Consider the following 21,916-nt stretch of genomic DNA (forward strand, 5'->3'; position numbering starts at 1 on the left):
ACCCGCTGTGCACATCGCAGTGGCCCTACCTCGGGCCCACTCGGCCCACCGTCGGACCGGCGCTGGAGCAGTGGTTCGCCACCGCCGCCGGCCGGGGCCCGAAGACCCGGTGCCCGCGGTGGTGTCCGCACTTCGGGAAGACCTTCGGCACCTCCTTGGGCGACAGGTACGGGGAGTACCGGCCGGCCTCCGGGTACGGGGCGTCGAAGTCGCAGGGCGGGGCCGGGTCGGGCGGCTGTCTGCTGGTGGCCGTGCTGGGCCCGGTCAGCACCGTCTGCGCGGCGATCTGGCCGTGACTCTGACCGCTGCGTCGGCATTCGGGAAGCATCACCACCGCTCGGGACGCCTCGTGGCGGCCTCGAAGGCCATCGTCAGCCCGCCGTGACTCCCAGGTCGGCCAGCAGCTCCGAACCGTCCGCCCGTACGGCGAACACCCGTCCGCCGCGGCGCCAGGCGGTGACCGCACCCGGCATGCGAGCACACGTGCGCCGGTGGGGCGGTCACACCGGGCACCACGGCGGTGAAGGCCGCCCCGCACTCCGCCCCGGACTCTGCCCCGACGGTGGTCCGCAGACCGGTCCCGGACCACTCGGTGAACGCCCAGTGCACACCGTCGGCGCTGAACCTCACCGCAGGGGCGGTGACCGCCTGCTCCGCGTTGCCGCGTTCGGTCCAGCGCGGCAGGCTCGTCCCGGGGGCGTCCCCGGGCCCGGCCGGCAGCAGCCGCCCGTCCGGGAGCACCACCCGGTCGCCCGCGGCGCCCGCCTCGCCCACCTTGGCCCCCTCGCCCGCCTCGCCCGCCCCGGGCACCCCGACGGCCGTACGAGCGCGCGCAGTTCCCAGCCCGGCTGGTCCCAGCGCCACAGTTCGGTCAGCGGGTGGCAGGCCGACCAGCTCCAGTAGTCAATTCCCTTCTGCCGCACCGGTCGTAGTGGCTCTACCCATCCGACCGAGCGAGCGGTCGGACAGGGTGAGGAGGAAGATCAGGGCCGCGCCGCCGAGCATGAACAGCGCGAGGTGGTGCAGCCCGCCGGTGGTGGCGCCGTGGGGAAAGAAGGCGGCGTTCGCGGCGGAGGCCGCCATCGCGCCGAGGTACATGAAGGTCCGCAACAGCCCGGCCGCGGAGGCGATGGCTGCCGGGTCGGCCTGGTGGTACAGCGCAGTCTGGTTGGCGAGCCCGATCAGCCCCTGCGGGACGCCCGCCAACACTCCGACCGCGACCAGCAGGGTCAGGGGGCTCGCCGACCCGGCCAGCAGCAGGGCGGCGCAGGCGGCCGTCTGGACCGCTGCGCCGATCACCAGCTTGCCGCGCACCGCCGGGTTGCGGCCGGTCAGGCTGGAGACCGCGAGGGCGCTGAGCGAGAGCGGAAGCAGCGCCAGCCCGGCGGTGGCGGCGCTCAGCCCGCGGCCCTCCTCCAGCCACTGGGTGTAGCCGTAGAGGAAGGCGTAGGTGGCGGTGTAGCCGAGCACCTGGCGCAGATAGGTGGCGAGCAGCGGACGGTTGCGGGCCAGCGCCCGCAGGTCGATGAACGGGCTGCGGGCCCTGGTCTCGCGCAGCGCGAAGCCGACGCCGGCCAGGACGGCGAGCACCGGCAGGTACCAGAGCGCGGAGCTCGGCTTCATCACGAACAGCATCGCCGCCAGCAGGAGGACGGCGAACAGCCCGATCCCGGCGTGGTCGAGCCGGTCCCCGCTCTTCCGGCGCGGCGGGGCTACCGGCAGACGGGCGGCACCGAGCACCAGGCAGGCCAGCGACAGCGGGACGTTGATTACGAAGATCGTCCGCCAGCCGCCGAGCCCGATCAGCAGCCCACCGAGCGTCGGCCCGACCACGGCGACGGTCTGGTTGGCGACGGCGAGCGCCGTCAGCACCCCGGTGGGGCTGCTCCGACCGGTGCGCTCCGCCTCACTGCGGGTCAGGTGCATCGCGGCGGGGTAGGCCGCGGAGGTGCCGATCCCCAGCAGCACCCGGGCGACCACCAGCAGGCCGAAGGAGGGCGCGAGCGCGCCGACCAGCCCGGAAAGACCGACCAGTGCCGTCCCGGCCAGGTAGAGCCGGCGCGGCCCGTAGCCGTCCACCAACCGTCCGATCACCGGCTGGCCGATGGCGGTGGCCAGGTAGAGCGCGGTCACCAGCCAGGCGGTCTCGGCGGGCGGTGCGCCGAAGGCGGTGCCCACGGGCACCAGGGCCACCGCGATCATCGAGGAGTTGATCGGGTTGAGCACCGAGCCCAGCACCATCGGGGCGAGCAGCCGACGGTTGAACCCGCCGTCGTCACCGGGCTTCCGGGACTCCTGAAGGCGGGCGCGGAGTCGCGCCAGGCGTATCGACGGGCCGGTCATCGCCGGTTCAGCCGATCCAACAGGGACAACGCCGCGAGGACGGTGGCGCGTTCGACCTCGGTGAAGTCCTCCTGGAACGCCCGGGCCAGCCACTCCTCGCGCGCCCGACGGCTGTCCGCGATCCACGACAGCCCGGTTTCGCTCAGGCCGACCAGCTGACGGCGCCCGTCCTCGGGATCAGGACGGCGAACGACCAGCCCGTGCCCCTCCAGCACGGCCAGCGTGGCCGCCATCGACTGCGGGCGGACCCGCTCCGCAGCGGCCAGCGCGCTGGCGGAGGCCGGCCCGTCCGTGATCAGGCGGCTGAGCACGGCGGTCTGGGAAGGGGTGAGACCGCTTGCGGCCTGCCCCTTCTCCCGGAGGGTCCGGCGCAACCGGCTGAAGACGGCACGGAGTTCCCGGGCGGCCAGCGCGCCGGAGTCGGCGCTCTCGGAGTCGCCGGCACCGGCGGGGTGAACGGCGGCGCGATCGGCCGGGGCTTCGGGGGGCGCTGGGGCGGTTCGCTTCTCGGTCATGGTCCCACGGTAATTTCGTCAGTCCAAGCTGTCCAGTTTTGCTGTATATATTTCGACCATCGCCGCTCCCGCGCACCCCGATAATTGGCCTCATGATCGACAAGCAGCTCCGCGTCGTCCTCGCCGAGGACTCGGTGATCCTCCGGGAAGGGATGGTCGAACTCCTGATCGCCCGCGGTTGCGCGGTGGTCGCCACCGCCGGGACCGCCCCCGAGTTGCTCGCCGCCGTCGCCGCACACCGGCCCGACGTGGCCGTGGTGGACGTCCGGATGCCGCCCACCCACACCGACGAGGGCATCCGGGCCGCGATCGAGATCCGGGCCACCGCGCCCGGCGTCGGAATCCTCGTCTTCTCCCAGCACGTGGAGACCGCCTGGGCGGCCCGGCTGCTGGCCGGCGGCGCGGCCGGGATCGGCTACCTGCTCAAGGAACGGGTCGCCCGCACCTCCGAACTCGTGGACGCGCTGCACCGGGTGGCGACGGGCGGCACGGCGCTCGACCCGGAGATCGTCAACGGGTTGATGCACGGCGGACGGCGCAGCCGGGTGGACTCGCTCACCACACGCGAGCGCGAGGTACTGGAACTGATGGCCCAGGGCCACTCCAACCGCTCGATCGCCGGGCTGCTGGTGGTGTCGGAGCGGGCGGTGGAGAAGCACGTGGCCTCCGTGTTCACCAAGTTCGACCTGCCCGCGACGGAGGCCGACAACCGGCGGGTCAAGGCCGTCCTGGCCTACCTCGCGGAGACCGGAGCCTGAGGGCCTGCGCCCGAGAACCGGAGCCTCGCGAAATCCCGGCGCGCCGCCGCCCCGATCCACCAGTCCACCCACGCCACGACCACTCCTCCGGCAGGACGCGTCACAGCCTGCTCGGCAGCTCGGCGCTGACCACCGTCGGCCCGCCGGGCGGGCTGTCCACCCGCAGCACCCCGTCCACCGCCGCCAGCCTCTCGGCCAGCCCCGCCAGCCCGGTGCCCGCGCCGTGTCCGATCGCGGCGCCGCCGCGCCCGTCGTCGCGAACCGTCAACCGGACCCGCCCGCCGACCGCGCTCGCGTTCAACTCGGCCGTCCGCGCGCCGCTGTGCTTGGCGAGGTTGGTGAGCAGTTCGGCCGCGCAGAAGTAGACCGCCCGCTCGATCACCTCCTGCGGCCGCTCCCGCAGGTCCAGCCGGACCGTCACCGGCACCGGCGAGGTGGCGGTCAGCGTGGGCAGCGCCTCGGCCAACCCGGCGTCCAGCGCCACCGGGTGGATGCCCCGGGTCAGCCGGCGCAGCCCGGCGATGGTGGCGTCGGTCTGTCCGCGCGCCCGGTCGACCAGGGCGCGCAGCCGCCCGAGGTCGGGGCCGGACTCGTGCCCGGGGCCGCCCACCCGCCCGGGCCCGGAGGTGTGAGCACGTCCGGGCGCGTGACCGCCGTCTGTCCCGGACCCGTCGGTCCCGGACCCGTCTGCTGCGGACCCGTCTGTCCCGGGGCCGTGTGTCCCGGGCCCGTCCGGCTCGCCGAGGATGTCGTCGGCCAGCGAGAGGGTGATGGCGAGCGCGACCAGCTGCGCCTGGGTACCGTCGTGCAGGTCGCGTTCGAGCCGCCGCAGCCGGTCCGTGCTCTCGGCGAGCAGCGTGGCGCGGGCGTTCTCCAGTTCGCGCACCCGCTGCTGCGAGCGCACCGGTCCGAGCAGCCCCCGGGCCAGCGCACGGTTGGCCCGGCTCAGGCCCCGCAGTGCGGCGGGTACGGCGGTGAGCACCGCGAGGCCGGCGGGTAGCCCGGCCACGTCCAGCCAGTCGACCGGGCGTGGGCCCGGCTCCAGCAGCCGCACCCAGAGCGGGAATCCGGCCAGCCACACCGCGCTCAGCGGCAACCCGACCGCGGCCAGGAAGCCGAGCAGCCCGAGCGGCAGCCGTGGCAGGAGGTAGAGGAGCGCCCGCCAGGCCACCGGGTCGGCCAGCACCACCCGCCCCCGGGCCAGCACCCCCGAGGGCCGCGGCAATGGCGGTGGCGCAGTGACCGGTTCGCCCAGCAGCCGGCCGACCAGCCGTCGGTGCAGCCCGCCGATCCCCCGCGCCCCGACCAGGGCGGCCGCGACGAACGGCAGCCCCAGGACGGTGAGCGAGAGCAGGGCCCCCGCGTAGAGCACGGCCACGGCGTAGACCGCGCCCAACACTCCGAGCGGCAACCCGAGTACGGCGAACGCCAGCTCACCGCCACGCACCGACAGTCCCCGCCGCCACCAAGTCACCACACGCCTCACCATTCACCGATCAACCGGCCCCCAGCATCCCCCAGGCGCCACTGGAACCACCGCACGCCCGGACCATCCGTCACCTCACCACTCTCCCTTCGTTCCGTGCGCCGACACCTGCCTCACCTCGCATGCCCGCCTCCTCACCCCCTCTCGCCTCCCACCTCCTCCACCGCACGCCCACCGATCGCCCAGAGCCCCGTGCCCACGATCCCCGGCACCGTCAGCACCGCCGCCCCCGCCACCACCCAGCCGCAGGCCGCGCCCGGCACCACCGGGAGCACCGAGCCGCTGACCGCCCGGCTGAACGCCCCGGTTGCCGCACCCGCCACGGCCGCCCCCAGCAGCACACCCACCACCGTGGTCAGCACGGCCTCGACGGAGAGCATCCGCAGCAGCTGCCGTCGCGTCGCCCCGACCAGCCGGAGCAGCGCGAACTCCCGGCGCCGGTCGGCGGTCAGCGCGATCAGGGTGTTCACCGTGGAGACCGCCGCGAAGCAGACCAGCAGGCCGAGTTCCGCCTGTCGCAGCCAGACGTCGCTTTCCTTGGTGACGCTGGTGGTGGCCCCCGTCGCCCGGGCCGCCTGTTCCGCGGTGCTGGTCATGATCAGCATGGTCGCCGCGAGCCCGACCAGCAGGGCCACGGGGACCACCGCCGAGGAGAGCCGCGCCGCGTACCCGCGCAGGTTGGCGTCGGCCAGCCAACCGGCCCGCGGCAGCAGCAGCCGGGCCGGGGCACCGAGCACCGTCGCCAGCAGCCGGGCCGCGACCGGCCCGAGCAGTGCCACCGCGACCAGCAGCACCAGCGAACCGAGCATGGCCGCCTGCCCCGCCTTGTCCAGCTCTGCGGCCGACCGGTCGGCGGCCAGCCGCAGCAGGAGGACGCCGCCAGCCAGCACCACCGCGCCGGCCAGCAGCCGCGCCACGCCCGTCCAGCGCTGCCCGACCGCGCTGTCGGTGAGCGCGGCGGCCGGGGTGGGCCGGGTGATCCGCCGGGCCGTGAGCGCGGTGGCCGCGAGGCCGACCAGCAGCGCCACCGCGAGCGCGATGAGCATCGGCACCGGCGACCCGGGTATCCGCAGGCCGGGCGCGGCCATCCCGCGCCGCTGCAGGGCCGCGAGGAAGGCCCGGGCGGCCAGGAGACCGCCCGCACAGCCGGGCACGGCCGCCAGCAGCACGGTCACCGCGACCTGGGCGCGCACCAGGCGCCGGATCTGCCGGGGCGTGGCCGCGACCGTCCGCAGCATCGCCAGGTCGCGGTGCTGCTGACGGAGGGTGAATCCGAGGGCGTTGACCACCACGAACAGAGCGACCAGTACGGCGATCTCGCCGAATGCCCCCGCGATCACCACCAGTCCGGGCCCCTCCACGGGCTCCCGCGCCACGGCCCGCGGAGCAGTGACCTGCGCGGCGACCAGCGAGCCGAACAGCGTCACCGCCCCCGTCGCCAGGAACAGCGCCACCGCCAGCCCGGCGAACGCCGCCGGTCGGCGCCGGATCTGACCGACCGCCAGCGTCGGCACGGCACCGCTCATCACCCTCACCCTCCCAGCCTGCTCAGCCGCTCGCCCACCTGCGCGGCCGTCGGCCGGACCAGTTCGTCGACCAGGACGCCGTCGGCCAGCAGCAGCACCCGGTCCGCGTACCCGGCGGCCACCGGATCGTGGGTGACCATCACGCACGTCTGCCCGTCCTCGTCGACCCCCGCGCGCAGCAGGTCGAGGATGTCGTGCCCCGTCGCCCGGTCCAGCGCGCCGGTGGGCTCGTCGGCGAACAACACCTCGGGCCGGGCGACCAGCGCACGGGCGATCGCCACCCTCTGCTGCTGGCCACCGGACAGCTGGCCCGGCCGGTGGCGCTCCCGACCGGCCAGTCCGACCCGGGCGAGCGCCTCCCGCACCCGGGCCCGCTCCGGCGGGTGCCCGGCCAGCCGCCCGGGCAGCTCGACGTTCTGCGCGACCGTCATGGCGGGCATCAGGTTGAAGGCCTGGAAGACGAACCCCACCCTGGTGCGCCGCAGGTCGGCCAGCCGCCGCTCGGGCAGGCCGGACACCTCCGTGTCGCCCCAGCGGACGGTGCCCCGGCTGGGGCGGTCCATCCCGGCCAGGCAGTGCAGCAGGGTGGTCTTGCCCGAGCCGGAGGGCCCCATCACCGCCGTGAAGGTGCCCGGCGCGAAGGCCACGGACACCCCGCGCAAGGCCCGGACGGCGGCCGCGCCCCGCCCGTACTCGCGGTGCAGCCCCTCACCGGTGAGCGCCGCACCCGTCGCCCCGCCGTGCGCCGCCCCGGCGGCGGCTGTCGTCATCCCGTTCATGCCCCCAATCCTGGGCACTCGGGGCCGTCGGATCGATTGTGCTGGCACCCCGATCCGAGGTTCGGAAAACCGAACCCCGCAGGTGGTGCTACATCCCCTCACGCCGGTGCCGCGCCGGAAGCCGCCAGAGGGCGTCCGCCCGCCGGCCGTACCAGTACTCGGACCACGCCAGCGGTCCGACCCGCGCGACCTGTCCCCCGCGGTCCGAGGATCGTCCCGCTCAGCGACCCCGTACACGTCCGCCGGTGCCGCGCCCGACGACCCTCCTCGCTCAACGACGCAGCCAGGGCATCGGCCGTCTCAGCCGTCCAGTCGTTCGGCTCCGCCGGAGCGGCCCCGCCAACCGCGCCCCATGCACGACGACACAGGTCGGCGACCGCCCGGCCGGCCGGCAGGCGCGGCGCCTGCGTCGCGCTGCTCCCCCGGGCCACGGGCAGTTCGTCCTCCTCCCAGGAGGCGACGAAGCGGCGGTAAGCCCGGCCCGGGTGCCGCCGGTAACCGTCAGCGCCTCCCAGCTCTCCCGACCGGCCCGCTTTCCTGGAACGTCGAGGCACGCCGCCCGCCCGACGTGTCGGTCACCGACGTGCCGGACTGCCCGTGCCCCGTGCTTCGACTGGGGTGAGGACGCGGCTGGCGCCTCGGCCCTCCACGTCCCCGGCCCGCACCGCCGGCGGCCGGACCGACCCGCCCCAACGGGGCCCGCCGGTTCCCCGCGAAAAATCGGGCTCCCGTACGAGCGCCGGAGGAGGAATCATGATCAGGTGACCATCGACCTGCTCCCCGGCCACGGCGTCCGCCTGCCCGCCCCGCTGCCCGAGCTGCGCTTCGGCCTCTCGGAGGCGGCGGTGCGCGCGCTGCTGGACCCGTACGGCGCGCTGCTGCCGGGCGGGGTGCACCCGGCCTTCGTCTGCGGCTCCCGCTGGGCCCTGACCTTCCAGCTCCCCGGGGTGACCGTCACGCTCTCCTCCGGCGGCGGCAGGGACAGGGAGAACGACGGCGACAGCGACGTCCTCGAGAACATCGGGGTGAGCCGGAACCCGAACGACGACCGCCCCGCCTGCCCGGTCGGCTACCTCGGGATCGACGTGTTCGGCTGGCCGGCCCACGAGTTGGCCGAGGCACTGCGCGCCGAGGGCCTGCCGGTGCCCGATCCTGACCACGGCACGATGCGCCACACCCACCTCTACCTCCACCGGAGCAGCGGGCGCCCCGCCCAGCCGGCTGCGCCCGGCCGGAAGCCGCGTCACGAGGCCCCCTACTACTTCGACCACGTCTCCCTCCACCGCACCGCAGCGGAGGCCGCCATCGCCCCGCAGCCCACCGGCACCGCCACCGGTCCGCACGACGCCGCGTTCCTGCCCCGGCGGGAACTCTCCGCGCGCCCGGCCGAGCAACCGATCACCGAAGCGGTCCCCAAGCTCGGCGGCGAGCCCTGCTGGCTGGCCGAGCCCGCCTGGCCGCTCTCGCCCGACACCGGTGAACCCCTGGTGTTCATCGGGCAGTTCCCCGTACCGGGTGAGGACGAGCGGCTGGCGTACCTCTTCCTCGCGGAGGAGAACGGCGTGATGGGCGGCCTGGATCCGGAATCCGGCGACGGTGTCCTGCTGGTCCAACCCGGCGGCCGTGTCCCGCCGTTCGCCGTCATCGGTCCGCCCGGCACCCACGGCCGCACCCTCTGGCGCCGCGACGGCCGCCACTCAGCCGGCGGCAGCAAAACCGACGGCAACCATGCCGATGACGCCCCGACGACCCCGGTCGAGTTCCACCTCGACCTGCTGCCGCTCTCCCCCGGGGCCGACCGGGCGATGGACCAACGGGCCGCCTTCCAGCGGTACCTGCGCGGCGAGGGCCCCGAAGTGCCGTTCCCGGACGGCGCGCACGTGTACGACCACCTCGGGGGTGTCCCGTCCTTCCCCACCGGACGGGCCGGCGTCCCCGCGCCCTGGCGCTACCTCTTCTCCCTCTCCGACGCCCCCGACGACGGCGATCCGTACTTCCTGAACTTCGGCTACGGCGTCGGCTTCGGTTTCCTCAGCCCGGACGGCCTGGAGGGCCGCTTCTCCTGGGAAAACCCCTGACCCGGCGCATCCCGGTACCACGCCTCGCCTGCACGGGACCACCCGACCACTGACCACCCGACCACCCGCACATCCGCACATCCGCACACCCACCAGGAGTGACCATGACCACCACCCCCCTCACCGTCGCCGTCCTCGGCCCGGGCGGCGTCGGCGGACTGATCGGCGGCCTGCTCGCACGCGACGGCCACCGCGTCATCTGCCTGGCCGGCGAGCGGACCGCGGCCGCCCTCGCCCGGGACGGACTGCACGTGCGCAGCGGCCAGTTCGGTGAGTTCACCGCCCGGGTGGAGGCCGCCACCGAGCTGCGCGAGCCGGTCGACGCCGCCTTCGTGACCGTCAAGGAGACTGCCCTGGCGGCCGCGCTCGACCGGATGCCGCCGCAGGCCCTCGGCACCGGCATCGTGGTGCCCCTGCTCAACGGCCTGGACCACATGGCACTCCTGCGCGAGCACTACCCGGCCGGGCGGGTGGTGGCCGGGACGATCCGGGTCGAGGCCACCCGGACCGCCCCCGGCCGGATCGAGCACACCAGCCCGTTCGCGACCATCGAACTGGCGGCGCCCGTCGAGGAGTTCGCCGAGCAACTGCGGCGCACCGGCCTGGACGTCACGCTGCGCGAGGACGAGACGGCGATGCTCTGGAGCAAGCTGTCCTTCCTCGCCCCCTTCGCCTTGTTGACCACCCGGCACGCCGACGGCATCGGCGCCGTGCGCACCGAGCACCGGGGTGAACTCCTCGCCGTCCTGGACGAGATCGCCGCCGTCACCAAGGCGGTCGGCGCCCCGGCCGACGCCCGGACGCTGCTCGCCTCCTTCGACCGGATCCCCGGGGCGATGAAGTCCTCGATGCAGCGCGACGTCGAGGCGGGCCGGCCGACCGAGCTCGACGCCATCGGCGGCGCCGTGCTGCGGGCCGCCGCCGCGCACTCCGTCCCCACCCCGACCATCACCCGCCTGGTGCGCGAACTGTCGTAGCGGAACGGCCGATCGCAACAGAGGACCGGTCGAACTCGGTTGCGGAACGGCCGATCGCAGCAGCGGGGCCGGCCGATCGCGGTAACGGCACGACCGATCGCGGTAGCGGGCCGGCCGATCCCGGTTGCGGGTCGGTCGGCCGCAGGAGTAGAACTCCTCAGGTGACGCCAGCCGACCACCGCAGCCCCAGCACTCCCGCGTGGAGCCACGTCGAGGAGTTCCTCCGCGCCCACGACGCCGACCGGATCCCGCACCCGGGCGGCACCCTGTTGGAGCACCTGACCAGGGTGGCCGCCCTGTTGGCGGAGTGGGGCACCGACTCCGCCGTCCAGGCCGCCGGGCTCTGCCACGCCGCGTACAGCACCGACGGGTTCGACGGCGCCCTGCTCGCGCTGGACGAACGGGGCACCCTGGTCGACGTCGTGGGCGAGCGCGCCGAGGCGCTCGTCTACCTGTACGCCAGTTGCGGCCGGACCGCCGTCTACCCGCGGCTGGGCCGGGACGAAGTGCCCCTGTTCCACGACCGGTTCACCGGACGGGACCACACCCCGCCGGAGGAGGACCTGCGGGCCTTCCTCGCCATCACGGCCGCCAATGAGCTCGACGTGTTCACCCACAACGCCGAGCTGGCCGACCGCTACGGCCCAGTCCTGTACGAACTGCTTTCCCGAAACAGGGAGTTGCTTCCGGCCGCCGCCTGGCAGGCCTGGCACGACAAGTACGGACAATCCATCTGACGGACATCAAAACTTGTACCACTAACGCGATATCTTCCGATCGTTCACTTGTCATGCCGGAACCACCGCACGAGGGCCGGGCGTTCTCGAAGGCGGGAGGGAAACAGACATGACGAAGAAGCCGTACCGGCTTGCCGCCGCCGCGACCGCACTGCTCGTGGCGGCCCCCTTGTTCACCGCCTGCAAGAACGCCGACCAGGCCCTCGACTGCGGAAAGCGGGCGATCAGCCTCACCGGCGACGTCCAGGACCTCACCGACTCGGCGATCAACGTCGGCCAGATCACCGACGAGGGTCGACGCAAACACACCGTGGACGCCCTGAAGAGGATCGTCGACGACGTCAAGAAGATCCGCAAGGACGGGGACGGCAAGCTCGACGTGGCCGCCGACAAGCTGTCCAAGGCCGTCGACAAGGCCCAGGACGCCGTCTCCCTCGGGAAGGAGCCCGACTTCGCACCGATCGGCGACGCAGCCGCCGAGCTGACCAAGGCCTGCGCCGGAGCCTGACCCCAGCAGCGGCCGGGAGCGCCGACCGACCCCAGCGCTCCCGGCCTGTCGCCACCATCCGGCCGCCGCCAGGCGGTAGGAATGGGCACCGGACCGAACCGCACCCCGGAGGCACCGGTGAACGACCCGATCCTCGACCAGATCCAGCAGCTGCGCGCCGAGTTGGCCCCCGGCGACTTCGCCCCCGCGCTGGTCACGGCACTCGCCGACGGCAGCGCCCCGCTCACCGCGGTGGCCGAACTCGCCGCCCAGCAGCACCGGATCATCACCTCCGACCGGCGCAGCCTGCTACTGCTCGCCACCCGCTGCGCGGACCGTCCGCTCGGCGCCTGGTTCGCCACCCTCGCCGAGGGCGAGAGCGCCGCGCTGCGCACCCTCCCGGCGCTGGCCGCCGCCTGCGGCCTGGACGGCCGGGCGGTGGCCGACCGACCGCCGCTGCCCGGCTGCCAGGCCTATCCGGCCTACCTCGCCTGGCTCGCGCTGAACAGCGTGCCGCCCGCCGCGGTCGCCGCCCTGGTGGCCAACTTCGCGGCCTGGGGAGGCTACTGCGCCACCATCGCCCGGGCCCTGCGCCGGCACCACGGATTCTCCGACGAGGCCTGCGCGTTCTTCGACTTCTTCGCCCAGCCGGCGACCGAACTGGAGCAGCGGGCCGCCGACGCCCTCGGGCCGGACCCGCTGGACGGCCTCACACTGGCCACCGCCCGGGAGTACGGCCTGCTGCTCCAGGCCTACGAGCACCTGTTCTGGTCCACCCTGGGCGGGTGACTCACGCCTGCCAGTGCGGCTTTCCGCTGACCACCCGGCAGTAGATGACCCGCCCGTTGGCGTCGTGGGTGCTCCGGCCGAGGTCGTCGTTGCGGCAGAACTGCCCGGCCGCGTAGCAGTTGCCCGCATTGGAGCGGATCTCGCACCCCGAACCGCCGGCCGCCGCCTGGGTGCGCTGCGTCTCCGGGTCGGTCGGGGGCTGCGCGGTGGTCACCTTGGGCTGCGGCTTGGCGGCCGGCGTCTGCGGGTGGGCGGCGGACGGCGCCGAGGAGGCGGACGGCGGCGGGGTGGACGGCGAGGTCGGCGGCGTCGACGGCGTGATCGCCGGCGCGGCCTGGGCCGGGGTCGTCGCCGGGGGCGCGCTCGGCGTGGGCGGGACGGTCGAACCGGCCGAGGCGGTCGGCGCCGAGGACGCCTTGCCGTCCGCTGCCGACGGGTCGCAACCGGTCAGCGTCAGACCGACGGTGAGGACGAGTCCGGCGAATCCGGCCAGGCCGGCCGCCCGCCGGCGTGCTATCCGTGAAGTCATGAGGGGAGAACGCTCCGTTCCGTATGGGCGAGGCGTGCGAGTCAAGCAGAACGCGCACACGCCGTGGCCACGCTTTCCCCACTCGTTTGCAGATCGAGACAATCCGGCCACCCGGGCACGACGGCCGCCCCGGCGCGGCAACCGCCGGGCGCGACGGCCACCGGAGCCCCCACCCACCCCGGGCGCGACGGCCATCGGCGCCCCCCGGCCCCCGGCCTACCCGCGGGGTATAGCGCCGTAGCTCAGGGAGTAATGACATGTTCCGGACAGCGTGCGCGGATCGCTACGGTTCCGGCAACCCCCACGCGAACAAGGAGACCCCATGCTCCGGATCCGTGCGCTCGCCGTCGCCGCCGCCTTCGCGACCGTCGCGCTCACCGCAGCCCCCGCCGTCAGCGCGCCCGCTGACGACCCGTCCATAGCCGCCGCCCTGGACGCCCCCGACCTGGCCGCCCCCGCCCGCACCGCCGCCGTGCCGCCCGCCCTGCTGCACGCCATGCAGCGCGACCTCGGGCTCGCCCCGCAGGCCGCCGCCGAGCGGATCGCCCGGGAGGGCCGGGCCGCCGCGGTCCGTGGCGCCCTCACCCGGGCGCTCGGTGACCACTGGGCCGGCGCCTGGATCGACGGGCCGCAGGCCGAACTGGTGGTCGCCACCACGGACGCCTCCGCCGCCCGCACCATCACCGCCCACGGCGGCCGGGCCACCGTCGTCCGGCACCCGTTGAAGACCCTGGACCAGGCCAAGGCCGCGCTCGACCGGGCCTCCCGGGGCGCCGCACCCGAGGCCACCCCGCTCTGGTACGTCGACGTCCGCGCCAACACCGTCGTGGTGCAGTCCGCCGACGACGCCCGCACCGGAGCCTTCCTGGAGCAGGCCGGGGTGGACCGCGCGCTGGTACGGGTCGAGCGGGCCACCGCCGCACCCCGACCGCTCGCCGACCTGCACGGCGGGGACGCGTACTACATCGACAACGCCGCCCGCTGCTCGATCGGCTTCCCGGTCACCCAGAACGGCCAGCCCGGCTTCGTCAGCGCCGGCCACTGCGGCCAGCCCGGCTCCAACGCGACTGCCTCCGACGGCAGTTCGATCGGCACCTTCCAGGGCTCGACCTTCCCGGGCAACGACTGGTCCTGGGTGGCGGCCGACCCGGGCTGGACCGCCCAGCCGCAGGTGAACGACTACGCGGGCGGCGCGGTGACGGTGGGCGGCTCGACCGAGCAGTCGGTCGGCGGCTCGGTGTGCCGCTCCGGCTCCACCACCGGCTGGCACTGCGGCACGGTCGAGGAGCAGAACGCCACCGTCAACTACCAGGAGGGCAGCGTCTACGGCGTCACCCGCACCGACGTGTGCGCCGAACCGGGCGACTCCGGCGGCTCGTTCATCTCCGGCAACCAGGCCCAGGGCGTGACCTCGGGTGGCTCCGGCGACTGCTCCTCGGGCGGTGAGACCTACTTCCAACCGGTCAACCCGATCCTCAGCACCTACGGCCTGACCCTCGCCACCGGCTGACACCGCATCACAGCTGGGCCGTCCGGCGCTCGAACACCTCGGGGCGGGCGGTCTCCAACGCCGTGGAGACCGCACCGAGGAGCACCGCCTCCTCCCCCAGCAGGCTCGGTGCGAGCGTCGGACGCATCAGACTGAAGCGACCCAGGGCCTGCTCCAGCGGTTCCAGGAGCAGGTCCGCGCTGCTGCCGATCCCGCCGCCGAGCACCAGCAGATCGGGGTCGAGCACGGCGGACAGCACGGCGACGGCGTAGGCCAGTCGCTCCGCCTCCCAGTGCACCGCCCGAAGAGCGGCGGCGTCGCCGGCCCGGGCCAGCTCGAAGACCCGCTTGGCGGTCAACTGCCGCCCGCCCGAACCCTCCAACCCGAACTCCCGGGCGGCCCGCACCACCGCGTCCGCCGCGGCCTCCTGCTCCAGCGTCGTCCCGCCCGGGCCGCCCACCGCGCCCTCCACACCGGGCTGGCCGCCCGCGAGGGCCGGCAGCGGCACCAGGCCGATCTCGCCCAACGCGCCGTGCGCGCCGAGTAGCAGCTCGCCGTCCTTGACCACGCCCAGCCCGAGCCCGGTGCCCACCAGCAGGTAGGCGAACATCCGGCTGCCCCGCCCGGCGCCGAGGGTGTACTCGCCGAGCGCGGCGAGGTTGGCGTCGTTGGCCACCGTGACGGCCGTGCCCAGACCCTCCCCGATCCGGTCGAAGAGCCCCGGCCGGCCCCAGCCGGGCAGGCTGGTGGCGTACCGGACGCCGCGCCGCTCCTCGTCCCACACCCCGGGCGTGCCGATCACCGCGTGCACGATGTCCGCGGCTCCCAGGCCCGCCTCGGCGGTCGCCTCCCGCGCGGCGGCGACCACCGCGTCCGCGACGGCGTCGGCCGTCCGGCCCCGGTTGGCCACGTCCCGCCGGGCGACGACCGTCCCGGCGAGGTCCGCCACCGCGACCCGCAGCCGGGCCCGGCCGATGTCCACGCCCAGCACGTGGCCGGCGGTCGGGTCGACCTCGTACAGCACCGCGGTGCGGCCGCGCTCGGGGGACACCCACCCAGCCTCGCGGACCAGCCCGGCCTGCTCCAGGTCGGCCAGTGCGGCGGAGACGGTGGGCTTCGACAGGCCGGTGTCCCGGGCCAGTTGGGCGCGCGAGGTGCCGCCGCCGGTGCGCAGCAGCTCCAGCAGCAGCCACTCGTTGTTGCTGCGCAGCCGCTGCCGGTTCCACGGCACACCGGGGGCCCCGGCCGCCGGACGACTGGTCGGCTGGTGGGGGCTCATCGCTTCCTCCGGTCTGGACTGCTGACGACCCGCCACGACACGGCGGTCCGCCACGGGATGGCCCGCCACGCAGCGGTCCGCCACAGGACGGTCCACGACGGGCAGGCCACCACGGGGACGGTCCACGGCCGGCGGTCCGGACGGACCTTCCCTGCCGACGGGGCGGTCGCCCCGGCACCGCCCGCAGCGTCCGGTGTCGGGCGCCGCTGCCCAAGTATGACCGGTGATCACCCGGCGCCGACCGCGTGGACCCTCCCCCGCGGCGACCCGCCGTCAGGCGTTGGCGCCCCCGATCCATCCGCTCGTCATCCCGAGCACCGCCGAACCGCCGGAGGAGGTGCCGGTGATCAGAACGATGCGATGGGTTGCCATGCGGTCCCTCCTCACGGCCTCCGCGTCTCCTGGACGCCGATGACTGTGTGCGTGCGCACGCACCATACAGTTATGTGCACGCGCACACAATGAGCCACGGCTCAGGCACGATGACGTCTGGGGCCGGCCAAGCTTTCACCCATTAGTGGGCGTGGCGCGGCTCGGCGCGTGAAAGCCTCGGACGTCCGTCCCCACGAGCCGCATCACGGCCGCCCCGGGAACGCACCCACCGCAGCCGGGATCGGTGCCCGTCGTCCGTCAGACCTTCGCGAGGGCCTGCTCCACGTCCGTCCACAGGTCCTCCGGGTGTTCGATGCCCACCGACACCCGGACCGTGCCCGCCCCGATGCCCGCCGCCGCCAACTCCTCGTCCGACAGCTGCCGGTGCGAGGTGCTGGCCGGGTGGAGCACCAGGGTGTGGACGCCGCCGAGCGAGGGCGCCAGGGAGGCCAGGCGCACGGACTCGGTGAAGGCCCGGGCTGCCTCGCGGCCACCGGCCAGGTCGAAGGCGAGGACGCCGCCGTGGCCGTCCGGCAGCAGGCGGCGGGCGAGGTCGTGGTCGGGGTGGGCGGGCAGCCCCGGGTAGTGGACGGCGGAGACCGCCGGGTGGGCGGAGAGCCGGGTGGCCAGGTCGAGGGCGGTGTCGCAGTGGCGGCGGACCCGAAGGGCCAGCGTCTGCAGGCCGCGTACGGTCAGCCAGGCGGCGAAGGGGTCGGCGCTGGCGCCGAGTTCGGTCGCGTAGTGCCAGACCTTCCGGTGCAGTTCGGCCTCGGCGAAGACGGCGATCCCGGCGAGGACGTCGGAGTGCCCGCCCAGGTACTTGGTGGCCGAGTGGACCACCACGTCCGCGCCGTGCTCGATCGGCCGGCACAGGAGCGGGGTGGCGAAGGTGTTGTCGACCACGCTCAGCACCCCGGCGCCCCGGGCGACCGCGATCAGCCCGGGGAGGTCGGTGACCCGGGTGGTCGGGTTGGAGATCGTCTCCAGGTGCAGCAGCCGGGTGTTGGGCCGCAGCGCCGCAGCGACCTCGTCCGGGTCGTCGCCCGAGACGTGCGTCACCTCGACGCCCCACCGCTGGCCGAGGTCGGCCAGCATTGCGAAGGTCCCGCCGTAAAGGCTGCGTTGGGCGATCACGTGGTCGCCGGAGCGCAGCAGGGCGAGCAGCACGGTGTTGATGGCGCCCATGCCGGAGGCGGTGGCGATGGCGCCCGCACCGCCTTCGAGGTCGGCTACGGCGCTCTCCAGCGAGCGGACGGTGGGGTTGCCGAACCGGTTGTAGAAGAACGCCCCGTCGGGCCCGCCGAAGGCGCTGGTGAGCGCCTCACTGGTCTCGAAGGCGAACAGGTGGCTCTGGTGCAGCGGGATGCCCAGCGGACGGCTGCCGGCGGCCTCGGCCAGGGGCAGGTGAACGATCCGGCTCTCGGGGCGCAGTGCGTCGGCGGGGCCGGTGCGGTCGGTACGGTGGTCGCTCATCCCGCCATCCTGCGGCGCCGCGGCGGGGGCGGACAGGGCCAATCCCACCCGAGTGGACCGCCCCGGGGGGCCTTTTCGGCACCCGGGGCGGACTCAGCGGTCAACTCGGCGGTGCTTCACCGACGGCGGAAGAGCCGTCGCACGAAGTGGACGACGGCCCAGATCAGCAGAATGACGACCAGGATGATCAGGATGACCACGACCAGCAGGAACTTGCCGAGCTTGGCGAAGAAGCCGGACTTCTTCTTCTCCTGCTTGGCCGCGACGTTCGTGACGTGCGAGACCTGCGTCACGCGCGTGACCGGCGTCACGTGCGAGACCTGCGAGACGTTCGGGCCCCGCGTGACATTCGCCACATCCGCGGACGCCGCCCCCGGCTCGACGGCCGTGCTCCCCACGGCGGTTCGGGTTGCGGCCACCGCCGTCGCGCTCGACGCCGCGGCGCTGAGACCGACGGCGGCCAGCAGTGCCACCAGGGCGCCGGCCATCGAACGTGCGATCCGGTGAGTCATCATGCTCCTCGTGCGGGTGCGGAGCGGCGGGGATGAGGCCGGTCGACCTTCTCTTATGGTCTGACCAGTGTTTTTCTCATCTACGCCTAGTATGCTCCTCTGAAAGTTCTACAGCGGTGTAAAAGTTTAGCGACGGGCCGGCCCGGATCCACTCCGACCCAGGACCCCGCAAGCCACCGCTCCCACGGGGGTTCCGTGGCAACTGTGGAGGATGACGCCGTGTCGGGTCGCAGGGGTTCCACCGAGACCGAGAATTCGCCGCACCGGGCCGGTGGACGCAGGACCGCCGGCCGGGCTGCCGACCCGGGCAAGGGCGGGGCGGACAAGGACATATCCGACACCCGTCCCACCAGCCGGGCCAAGCCGAAGCCCAAGCGCAGCACCAAGCAGAAGGTGCTCTGGGTGACCGCCGGCTGCACCGCCCTCCTGGTGCTCGCCGGCGGTGCCGTCTACTACCGGCTGAACAGCAACATCACCACCTTCGACGGCGACGCCCTGAGCAAGGACCGCCCGGAGGCGGCCGCGCCGGACGCCCAGGGCCGCACCCCGGTGAACGTCCTGATGATCGGCTCGGACAGCCGCGGCAACGGCAACAGCGACCTGGGTGGCGGCGGGGACGACGGTGCCCGCTCGGACACCGCGATCCTGTTGCACGTCTATGCCGACCACAAGCACGCCGTCGGCATCTCGATCCCCCGTGACTCCCTGGTCAACCTCCCGCCGTGCAAGCTCCCCAACGGCAAGTGGACCAAGGAACAGACCAATGTGATGTTCAACAGCGCGTTCTCGGTGGGCAACACCGACCAGGGCAACCCGGCCTGCACCCAGAACGCCGTGGAGAAGCTCACCAACCTGCGCGTCGACCACACCATCGTGGTGGACTTCAGCGGCTTCGCCGCGATGACCTCGGCGGTCGGCGGCGTCGAGGTCTGCCTGCCGAACGACATCCACGAGGGGGACCTCAACCCCAACCTCGGCCACAAGGGCAAGCTGGTCTTCGCCAAGGGCAGGCAGAAGGTCTCGGGCCAGGCCGCGCTGGACTACGTCCGGGTCCGGCACGGCATCGGCGACGGCTCCGACATCGGCCGCACCAAGCGCCAGCAGGCCTTCCTCTCCTCCCTCATCAAGGAGGTCAAGTCGAAGGGCATGGACCCGACCACCCTGCTGCCGCTCGCCGACGCGGCGACCAAGTCGCTGACCGTCGACCCCGACCTCGGCTCGGCCGCCAAGCTGATGTCCTTCGCCATGTCGATCAAGGACGTCGACCTTCACAACATCAAGTTCCTCACCGCGCCGTGGCGCTACGAGGGCCCCCGGGTCGCCCTGGTGCACCCGGACGTGGACCAGCTCTGGGCCGCGCTCAAGGCCGACCGCACCATCGACGGCCAGGACGCCAGCGCCCAGAGCCCCGCCGCCACCGACTCCGCCGCCCCCAGCGCCGCGCCCACCGCCGAGGCCACGCCCACCCCCGCCGCGGACGCCAAGAACGCCGAGATCAAGGTCGCCGTGCTCAACAGCACCGGCGAGAGCGGCCTCGGCAGCAAGGGCGCCGAGGCAGTCAAGGGCGCCGGCTACACGGTCACCACCGTCGGCAACGCGGCCGGGAAGCCGCGCAGCACCACCGTGGTCGAGTACGGCACGGGCGAGCGCACCGCCGCCGAGTCGGTCGCGAAGCTCTTCCCGGGCGCGACCGTCCAGCCGGGCGGCCGCGGCCTGAGCGTGGTGCTCGGCCACGACTTCGCCGCCGCGAACCCGGCCTCCGCCGCCGCCTCGGCACCTGGCGCCCCCGGCGCCCCGGCCCCGCTGCCGACCAGCGTCAGCGGCACCGCCCGCTCGGCGGACGACGACCCGTGCGCCAACGTGTCGTACGGCTGAGCCGCCGCACCGGACCGCACGACGCGACACCGCACCGCACCGACGAACGGGCGGGGCGCCCACAGACCTCGGGTCCGCGGGCGCCCCGCCCGTTCCGGCTACCGGCCGCTCAGCGCCTCGTCCCGCAGGACGGGCAGAACGCGGCTCCCTCCGGCACGTCCTTGTGGCACTGACCGCACTGGACGGGCTGCGCCAGCCTGAACCCGCAGCCCGGGCAGAACGGCGTGCCGTGGGTCTCGGCCCGGCACTGCGGGCAGACCAGCTGGGTCGGCGTACGGACGTCGAACTCCGCACCGGACTGCTGGCCGACCTGGTACGCCCGGTCGGTCACCATGTCGTTGAGGCCGCGCCGCTGCGCCGCCGCCGCCTCGGCCGCGGTGTCCGGGGCGCAGGTGAGGCACAGTCCCTGCTCGGGAGTGAAGCAGCGGCCGCAGACGTAGTGGGTGCACCGGGCGCAACGGTTGAAGTGCGACTGGGCGTTGGCGATCGCGCGCTGGAAGGCGGCGTCCCGCGAGGTGCCCCAGGTCTGGCCGGCCAGTCCGTCCGCGGCGTTGCTGATGGTGTTGGCGTTGCCGCCGATGAGGTTCCAGGCCGCGTTGACGCCCTTGCCTATCCAGCCGGCGACCTGGCCGGTGGTGAACCGTTCGAAGGGCGAGCGCCAGGTGTCGGAGCAGCGGTAGCAGTAGAACTCGAACTGGAAGCCCGCTCCCGTACCGTATTTCTCGCACAGATCGCGGTAGTTGTCGCTGAAGTAGATCTCGGAACTCACGTCGTCCCCGGTTGCTGAAGTGGCCTGTCGGCAGTCGCTCCCAGGGACGACGGGGGCCTGCCAACGGTTCCGCCGACAACTCCTGACACGCCCTTCACGATCCCGCGGCGCTCGCCGGAACTCCACCCGCCGCAGGACACGGCGGGTGGAGTTCCGTTGGGGCCCGTCCGTTCAGCCCGTCCGGCGCCGCGACCGCCGCGACCGCCGGCGCCGCCACAGAGCGATCGGCACCACGCCCGCCAGGGCGAGCGCCGCCGGGGCCGGGGGCGCCTGCTCCGGCAGGGCAGCGGCGGCCCGCGAGGGCACCTTGTCGAAGGTGTCCGGGACGGGCAGGGTGGACCAGTTGGAGATCGGCCACGCGACCACGAAGGCCCGACCGACCACGTCGTCCACCGGCACGAAGCCGTCCCCGGTGAGGTTTTGGTGCGGGCGGGAGTCCCGCGAGTTGTTGCGGTGGTCGCCCATCACCCACAGCTTGCCCTTGGGCACGGTGACCGTGCCGACCGGGTCGTTGTCGCAGGGCGTCGCCCCGGGGAACAGGTACGGCTCGTCCAGCGCGACGCCGTTCACCTTCACGGGGCTGCCCGCGTTGCACTCGACGGTGTCCCCGCCGACCGCGATCACCCGCTTGATCAGGTCCTTCTCGTCCGCCGAGGGCATCAGGCCGACGGTGCTCAGCACCTTCTGCACACTGCCCATGAGGCCGTCGTCCTTCGGCGCCGTGTCCTCCAGCCAGCCGCCCGGATCGTGGAAGACCACCACCTCGCCGCGTTCCGGCTCGGCGCCGAACCACGGGGTGAGCTTGTCGACCAGCACCCGGTCGCCGATCTGCAGGGTGTTCTCCATCGAACCGGAGGGGATCGAGAAGGCCTGCACGAAGAAGGTCTTGATGCCGAGCGAGAGCAGCAGGGCGATCACCAGCAGGATCGGCAGTTCCTGCCAGAACGGGCGCTTCTTGCGCGCGGGCTTCGCACCGGCGGCGGGGGTCCCGTCCGGCTCGGCCGCCGCGTTCTCCTCCTGGACGGCCGCTGGCTGGTCACCTTCCGTCCCGGTCCCGTCCGGTCCGGTCGTCGGCCTCTCCTCGGTTCCGCCGCTCCCGCCGGACTCCGTACTCTGCTGCACACTCATGTGTTCGGCCCCTCC

Annotated in this window: 21 protein-coding genes; 8 read left to right on the forward strand and 13 right to left on the reverse strand. The window is 73.9% G+C overall.

What is annotated here, in order from left to right:
• Positions 1-25 precede the first annotated feature (25 nt).
• From HS99_RS16125 to HS99_RS16140, 4 genes are all read right to left on the reverse strand, one after another.
• The gene (locus HS99_RS16125; protein WP_030552941.1) at positions 26-334 is read right to left on the reverse strand and encodes a hypothetical protein; all 309 of its coding nucleotides are present in this window, start codon (positions 332-334) and stop codon (positions 26-28) included.
• A complete protein-coding gene (locus tag HS99_RS16130; protein WP_030552948.1) occupies positions 328-810 on the reverse strand; it encodes a hypothetical protein in 483 nt (160 codons plus the stop codon). Before HS99_RS16130 ends, HS99_RS16125 begins: the two co-directional genes overlap by 7 nt.
• A gap of 93 nt (positions 811-903) precedes the next feature.
• Positions 904-2,343 (reverse strand): MFS transporter, encoded by a 1,440-nt coding sequence (locus tag HS99_RS16135; protein ID WP_043480701.1) that lies wholly within the window; start codon positions 2,341-2,343, stop codon positions 904-906.
• Positions 2,340-2,858 carry a MarR family winged helix-turn-helix transcriptional regulator gene (locus HS99_RS16140; protein WP_078656737.1) on the reverse strand — a complete coding sequence of 173 codons (519 nt, stop codon included), beginning with the start codon at positions 2,856-2,858 and terminating at the stop codon, positions 2,340-2,342. Before HS99_RS16140 ends, HS99_RS16135 begins: the two co-directional genes overlap by 4 nt.
• Before the next feature lie 92 nt (positions 2,859-2,950).
• Between HS99_RS16140 and HS99_RS16145 the strand changes: the two genes are divergently transcribed.
• Positions 2,951-3,616: a response regulator transcription factor gene (locus tag HS99_RS16145; RefSeq protein WP_030284727.1), complete on the forward strand. Its 666-nt coding sequence runs from the start codon at positions 2,951-2,953 to the stop codon at positions 3,614-3,616.
• Positions 3,617-3,716: 100 nt separating this feature from the next.
• Here the strand turns inward: HS99_RS16145 and HS99_RS46710 are convergent, their stop codons facing one another.
• The 3 genes from HS99_RS46710 to HS99_RS16165 all read right to left on the reverse strand — a co-directional run bounded on the left by HS99_RS46710 (position 3,717) and on the right by HS99_RS16165 (position 7,407).
• Complete coding sequence (locus HS99_RS46710) at positions 3,717-5,105, reverse strand: sensor histidine kinase (protein ID WP_030552952.1); 1,389 nt, start codon at positions 5,103-5,105, stop codon at positions 3,717-3,719.
• A 131-nt stretch (positions 5,106-5,236) separates the two neighbouring features.
• Positions 5,237-6,628 (reverse strand): FtsX-like permease family protein, encoded by a 1,392-nt coding sequence (locus HS99_RS16160; RefSeq protein ID WP_030552953.1) that lies wholly within the window; start codon positions 6,626-6,628, stop codon positions 5,237-5,239.
• A gap of 5 nt (positions 6,629-6,633) precedes the next feature.
• A complete protein-coding gene (locus HS99_RS16165; RefSeq protein ID WP_370863257.1) occupies positions 6,634-7,407 on the reverse strand; it encodes an ABC transporter ATP-binding protein in 774 nt (257 codons plus the stop codon).
• A gap of 761 nt (positions 7,408-8,168) precedes the next feature.
• Between HS99_RS16165 and HS99_RS46715 the strand changes: the two genes are divergently transcribed.
• From HS99_RS46715 to HS99_RS16190, 5 genes are all read left to right on the forward strand, one after another.
• Positions 8,169-9,485: a hypothetical protein gene (locus HS99_RS46715; protein WP_078938784.1), complete on the forward strand. Its 1,317-nt coding sequence runs from the start codon at positions 8,169-8,171 to the stop codon at positions 9,483-9,485.
• A 104-nt stretch (positions 9,486-9,589) separates the two neighbouring features.
• Complete coding sequence (locus tag HS99_RS16175; RefSeq protein WP_030552955.1) at positions 9,590-10,462, forward strand: ketopantoate reductase family protein; 873 nt, start codon at positions 9,590-9,592, stop codon at positions 10,460-10,462.
• Positions 10,463-10,623: 161 nt separating this feature from the next.
• Entirely contained in the window at positions 10,624-11,199 is a 576-nt protein-coding gene (locus tag HS99_RS16180) for a DUF6817 domain-containing protein (RefSeq protein WP_030552956.1), read from the forward strand.
• A 109-nt stretch (positions 11,200-11,308) separates the two neighbouring features.
• A complete protein-coding gene (locus HS99_RS16185; RefSeq protein WP_050366334.1) occupies positions 11,309-11,707 on the forward strand; it encodes a hypothetical protein in 399 nt (132 codons plus the stop codon).
• A gap of 81 nt (positions 11,708-11,788) precedes the next feature.
• Positions 11,789-12,475, forward strand: a complete 687-nt coding sequence (locus tag HS99_RS16190; protein ID WP_191898829.1) for a thiaminase II/PqqC family protein — start codon at positions 11,789-11,791, stop codon at positions 12,473-12,475.
• A 1-nt stretch (position 12,476) separates the two neighbouring features.
• Here the strand turns inward: HS99_RS16190 and HS99_RS44940 are convergent, their stop codons facing one another.
• Entirely contained in the window at positions 12,477-13,004 is a 528-nt protein-coding gene (locus tag HS99_RS44940; protein WP_037829715.1) for a hypothetical protein, read from the reverse strand.
• Positions 13,005-13,326: 322 nt separating this feature from the next.
• Between HS99_RS44940 and HS99_RS16200 the strand changes: the two genes are divergently transcribed.
• Positions 13,327-14,514: a S1 family peptidase gene (locus HS99_RS16200; protein ID WP_050366335.1), complete on the forward strand. Its 1,188-nt coding sequence runs from the start codon at positions 13,327-13,329 to the stop codon at positions 14,512-14,514.
• A gap of 7 nt (positions 14,515-14,521) precedes the next feature.
• Here the strand turns inward: HS99_RS16200 and HS99_RS16205 are convergent, their stop codons facing one another.
• The 3 genes from HS99_RS16205 to HS99_RS16215 form a co-directional block, all read right to left on the reverse strand.
• Complete coding sequence (locus tag HS99_RS16205) at positions 14,522-15,772, reverse strand: ROK family transcriptional regulator (protein WP_043480704.1); 1,251 nt, start codon at positions 15,770-15,772, stop codon at positions 14,522-14,524.
• Positions 15,773-16,402: 630 nt separating this feature from the next.
• The gene (locus tag HS99_RS16210; RefSeq protein ID WP_046387366.1) at positions 16,403-17,617 is read right to left on the reverse strand and encodes a trans-sulfuration enzyme family protein; all 1,215 of its coding nucleotides are present in this window, start codon (positions 17,615-17,617) and stop codon (positions 16,403-16,405) included.
• Between the two features lie 116 nt (positions 17,618-17,733).
• On the reverse strand, positions 17,734-18,105 hold the full coding sequence (locus HS99_RS16215; protein ID WP_050366336.1) for a hypothetical protein: 372 nt from the start codon (positions 18,103-18,105) through the stop codon (positions 17,734-17,736).
• 243 nt (positions 18,106-18,348) lie between these two features.
• On the opposite strand from HS99_RS16215, the gene HS99_RS16220 reads away from it, so the two are divergent.
• Positions 18,349-20,004: an LCP family protein gene (locus HS99_RS16220; RefSeq protein ID WP_078968640.1), complete on the forward strand. Its 1,656-nt coding sequence runs from the start codon at positions 18,349-18,351 to the stop codon at positions 20,002-20,004.
• 109 nt (positions 20,005-20,113) lie between these two features.
• On the opposite strand, the gene HS99_RS16225 is transcribed toward HS99_RS16220, so the two are convergent.
• Both HS99_RS16225 and lepB read right to left on the reverse strand, forming a co-directional pair.
• Positions 20,114-20,773 (reverse strand): double zinc ribbon domain-containing protein, encoded by a 660-nt coding sequence (locus HS99_RS16225; protein ID WP_030284699.1) that lies wholly within the window; start codon positions 20,771-20,773, stop codon positions 20,114-20,116.
• A gap of 171 nt (positions 20,774-20,944) precedes the next feature.
• The gene (gene lepB / locus HS99_RS16230; protein WP_078938935.1) at positions 20,945-21,901 is read right to left on the reverse strand and encodes a signal peptidase I; all 957 of its coding nucleotides are present in this window, start codon (positions 21,899-21,901) and stop codon (positions 20,945-20,947) included.
• Between the last annotated feature and the right edge of the window lie 15 nt (positions 21,902-21,916).

Source organism: Kitasatospora aureofaciens (genome assembly GCF_001188955.3).
GTDB classification, from domain to species: Bacteria; Actinomycetota; Actinomycetes; order Streptomycetales; family Streptomycetaceae; genus Kitasatospora; species Kitasatospora aureofaciens.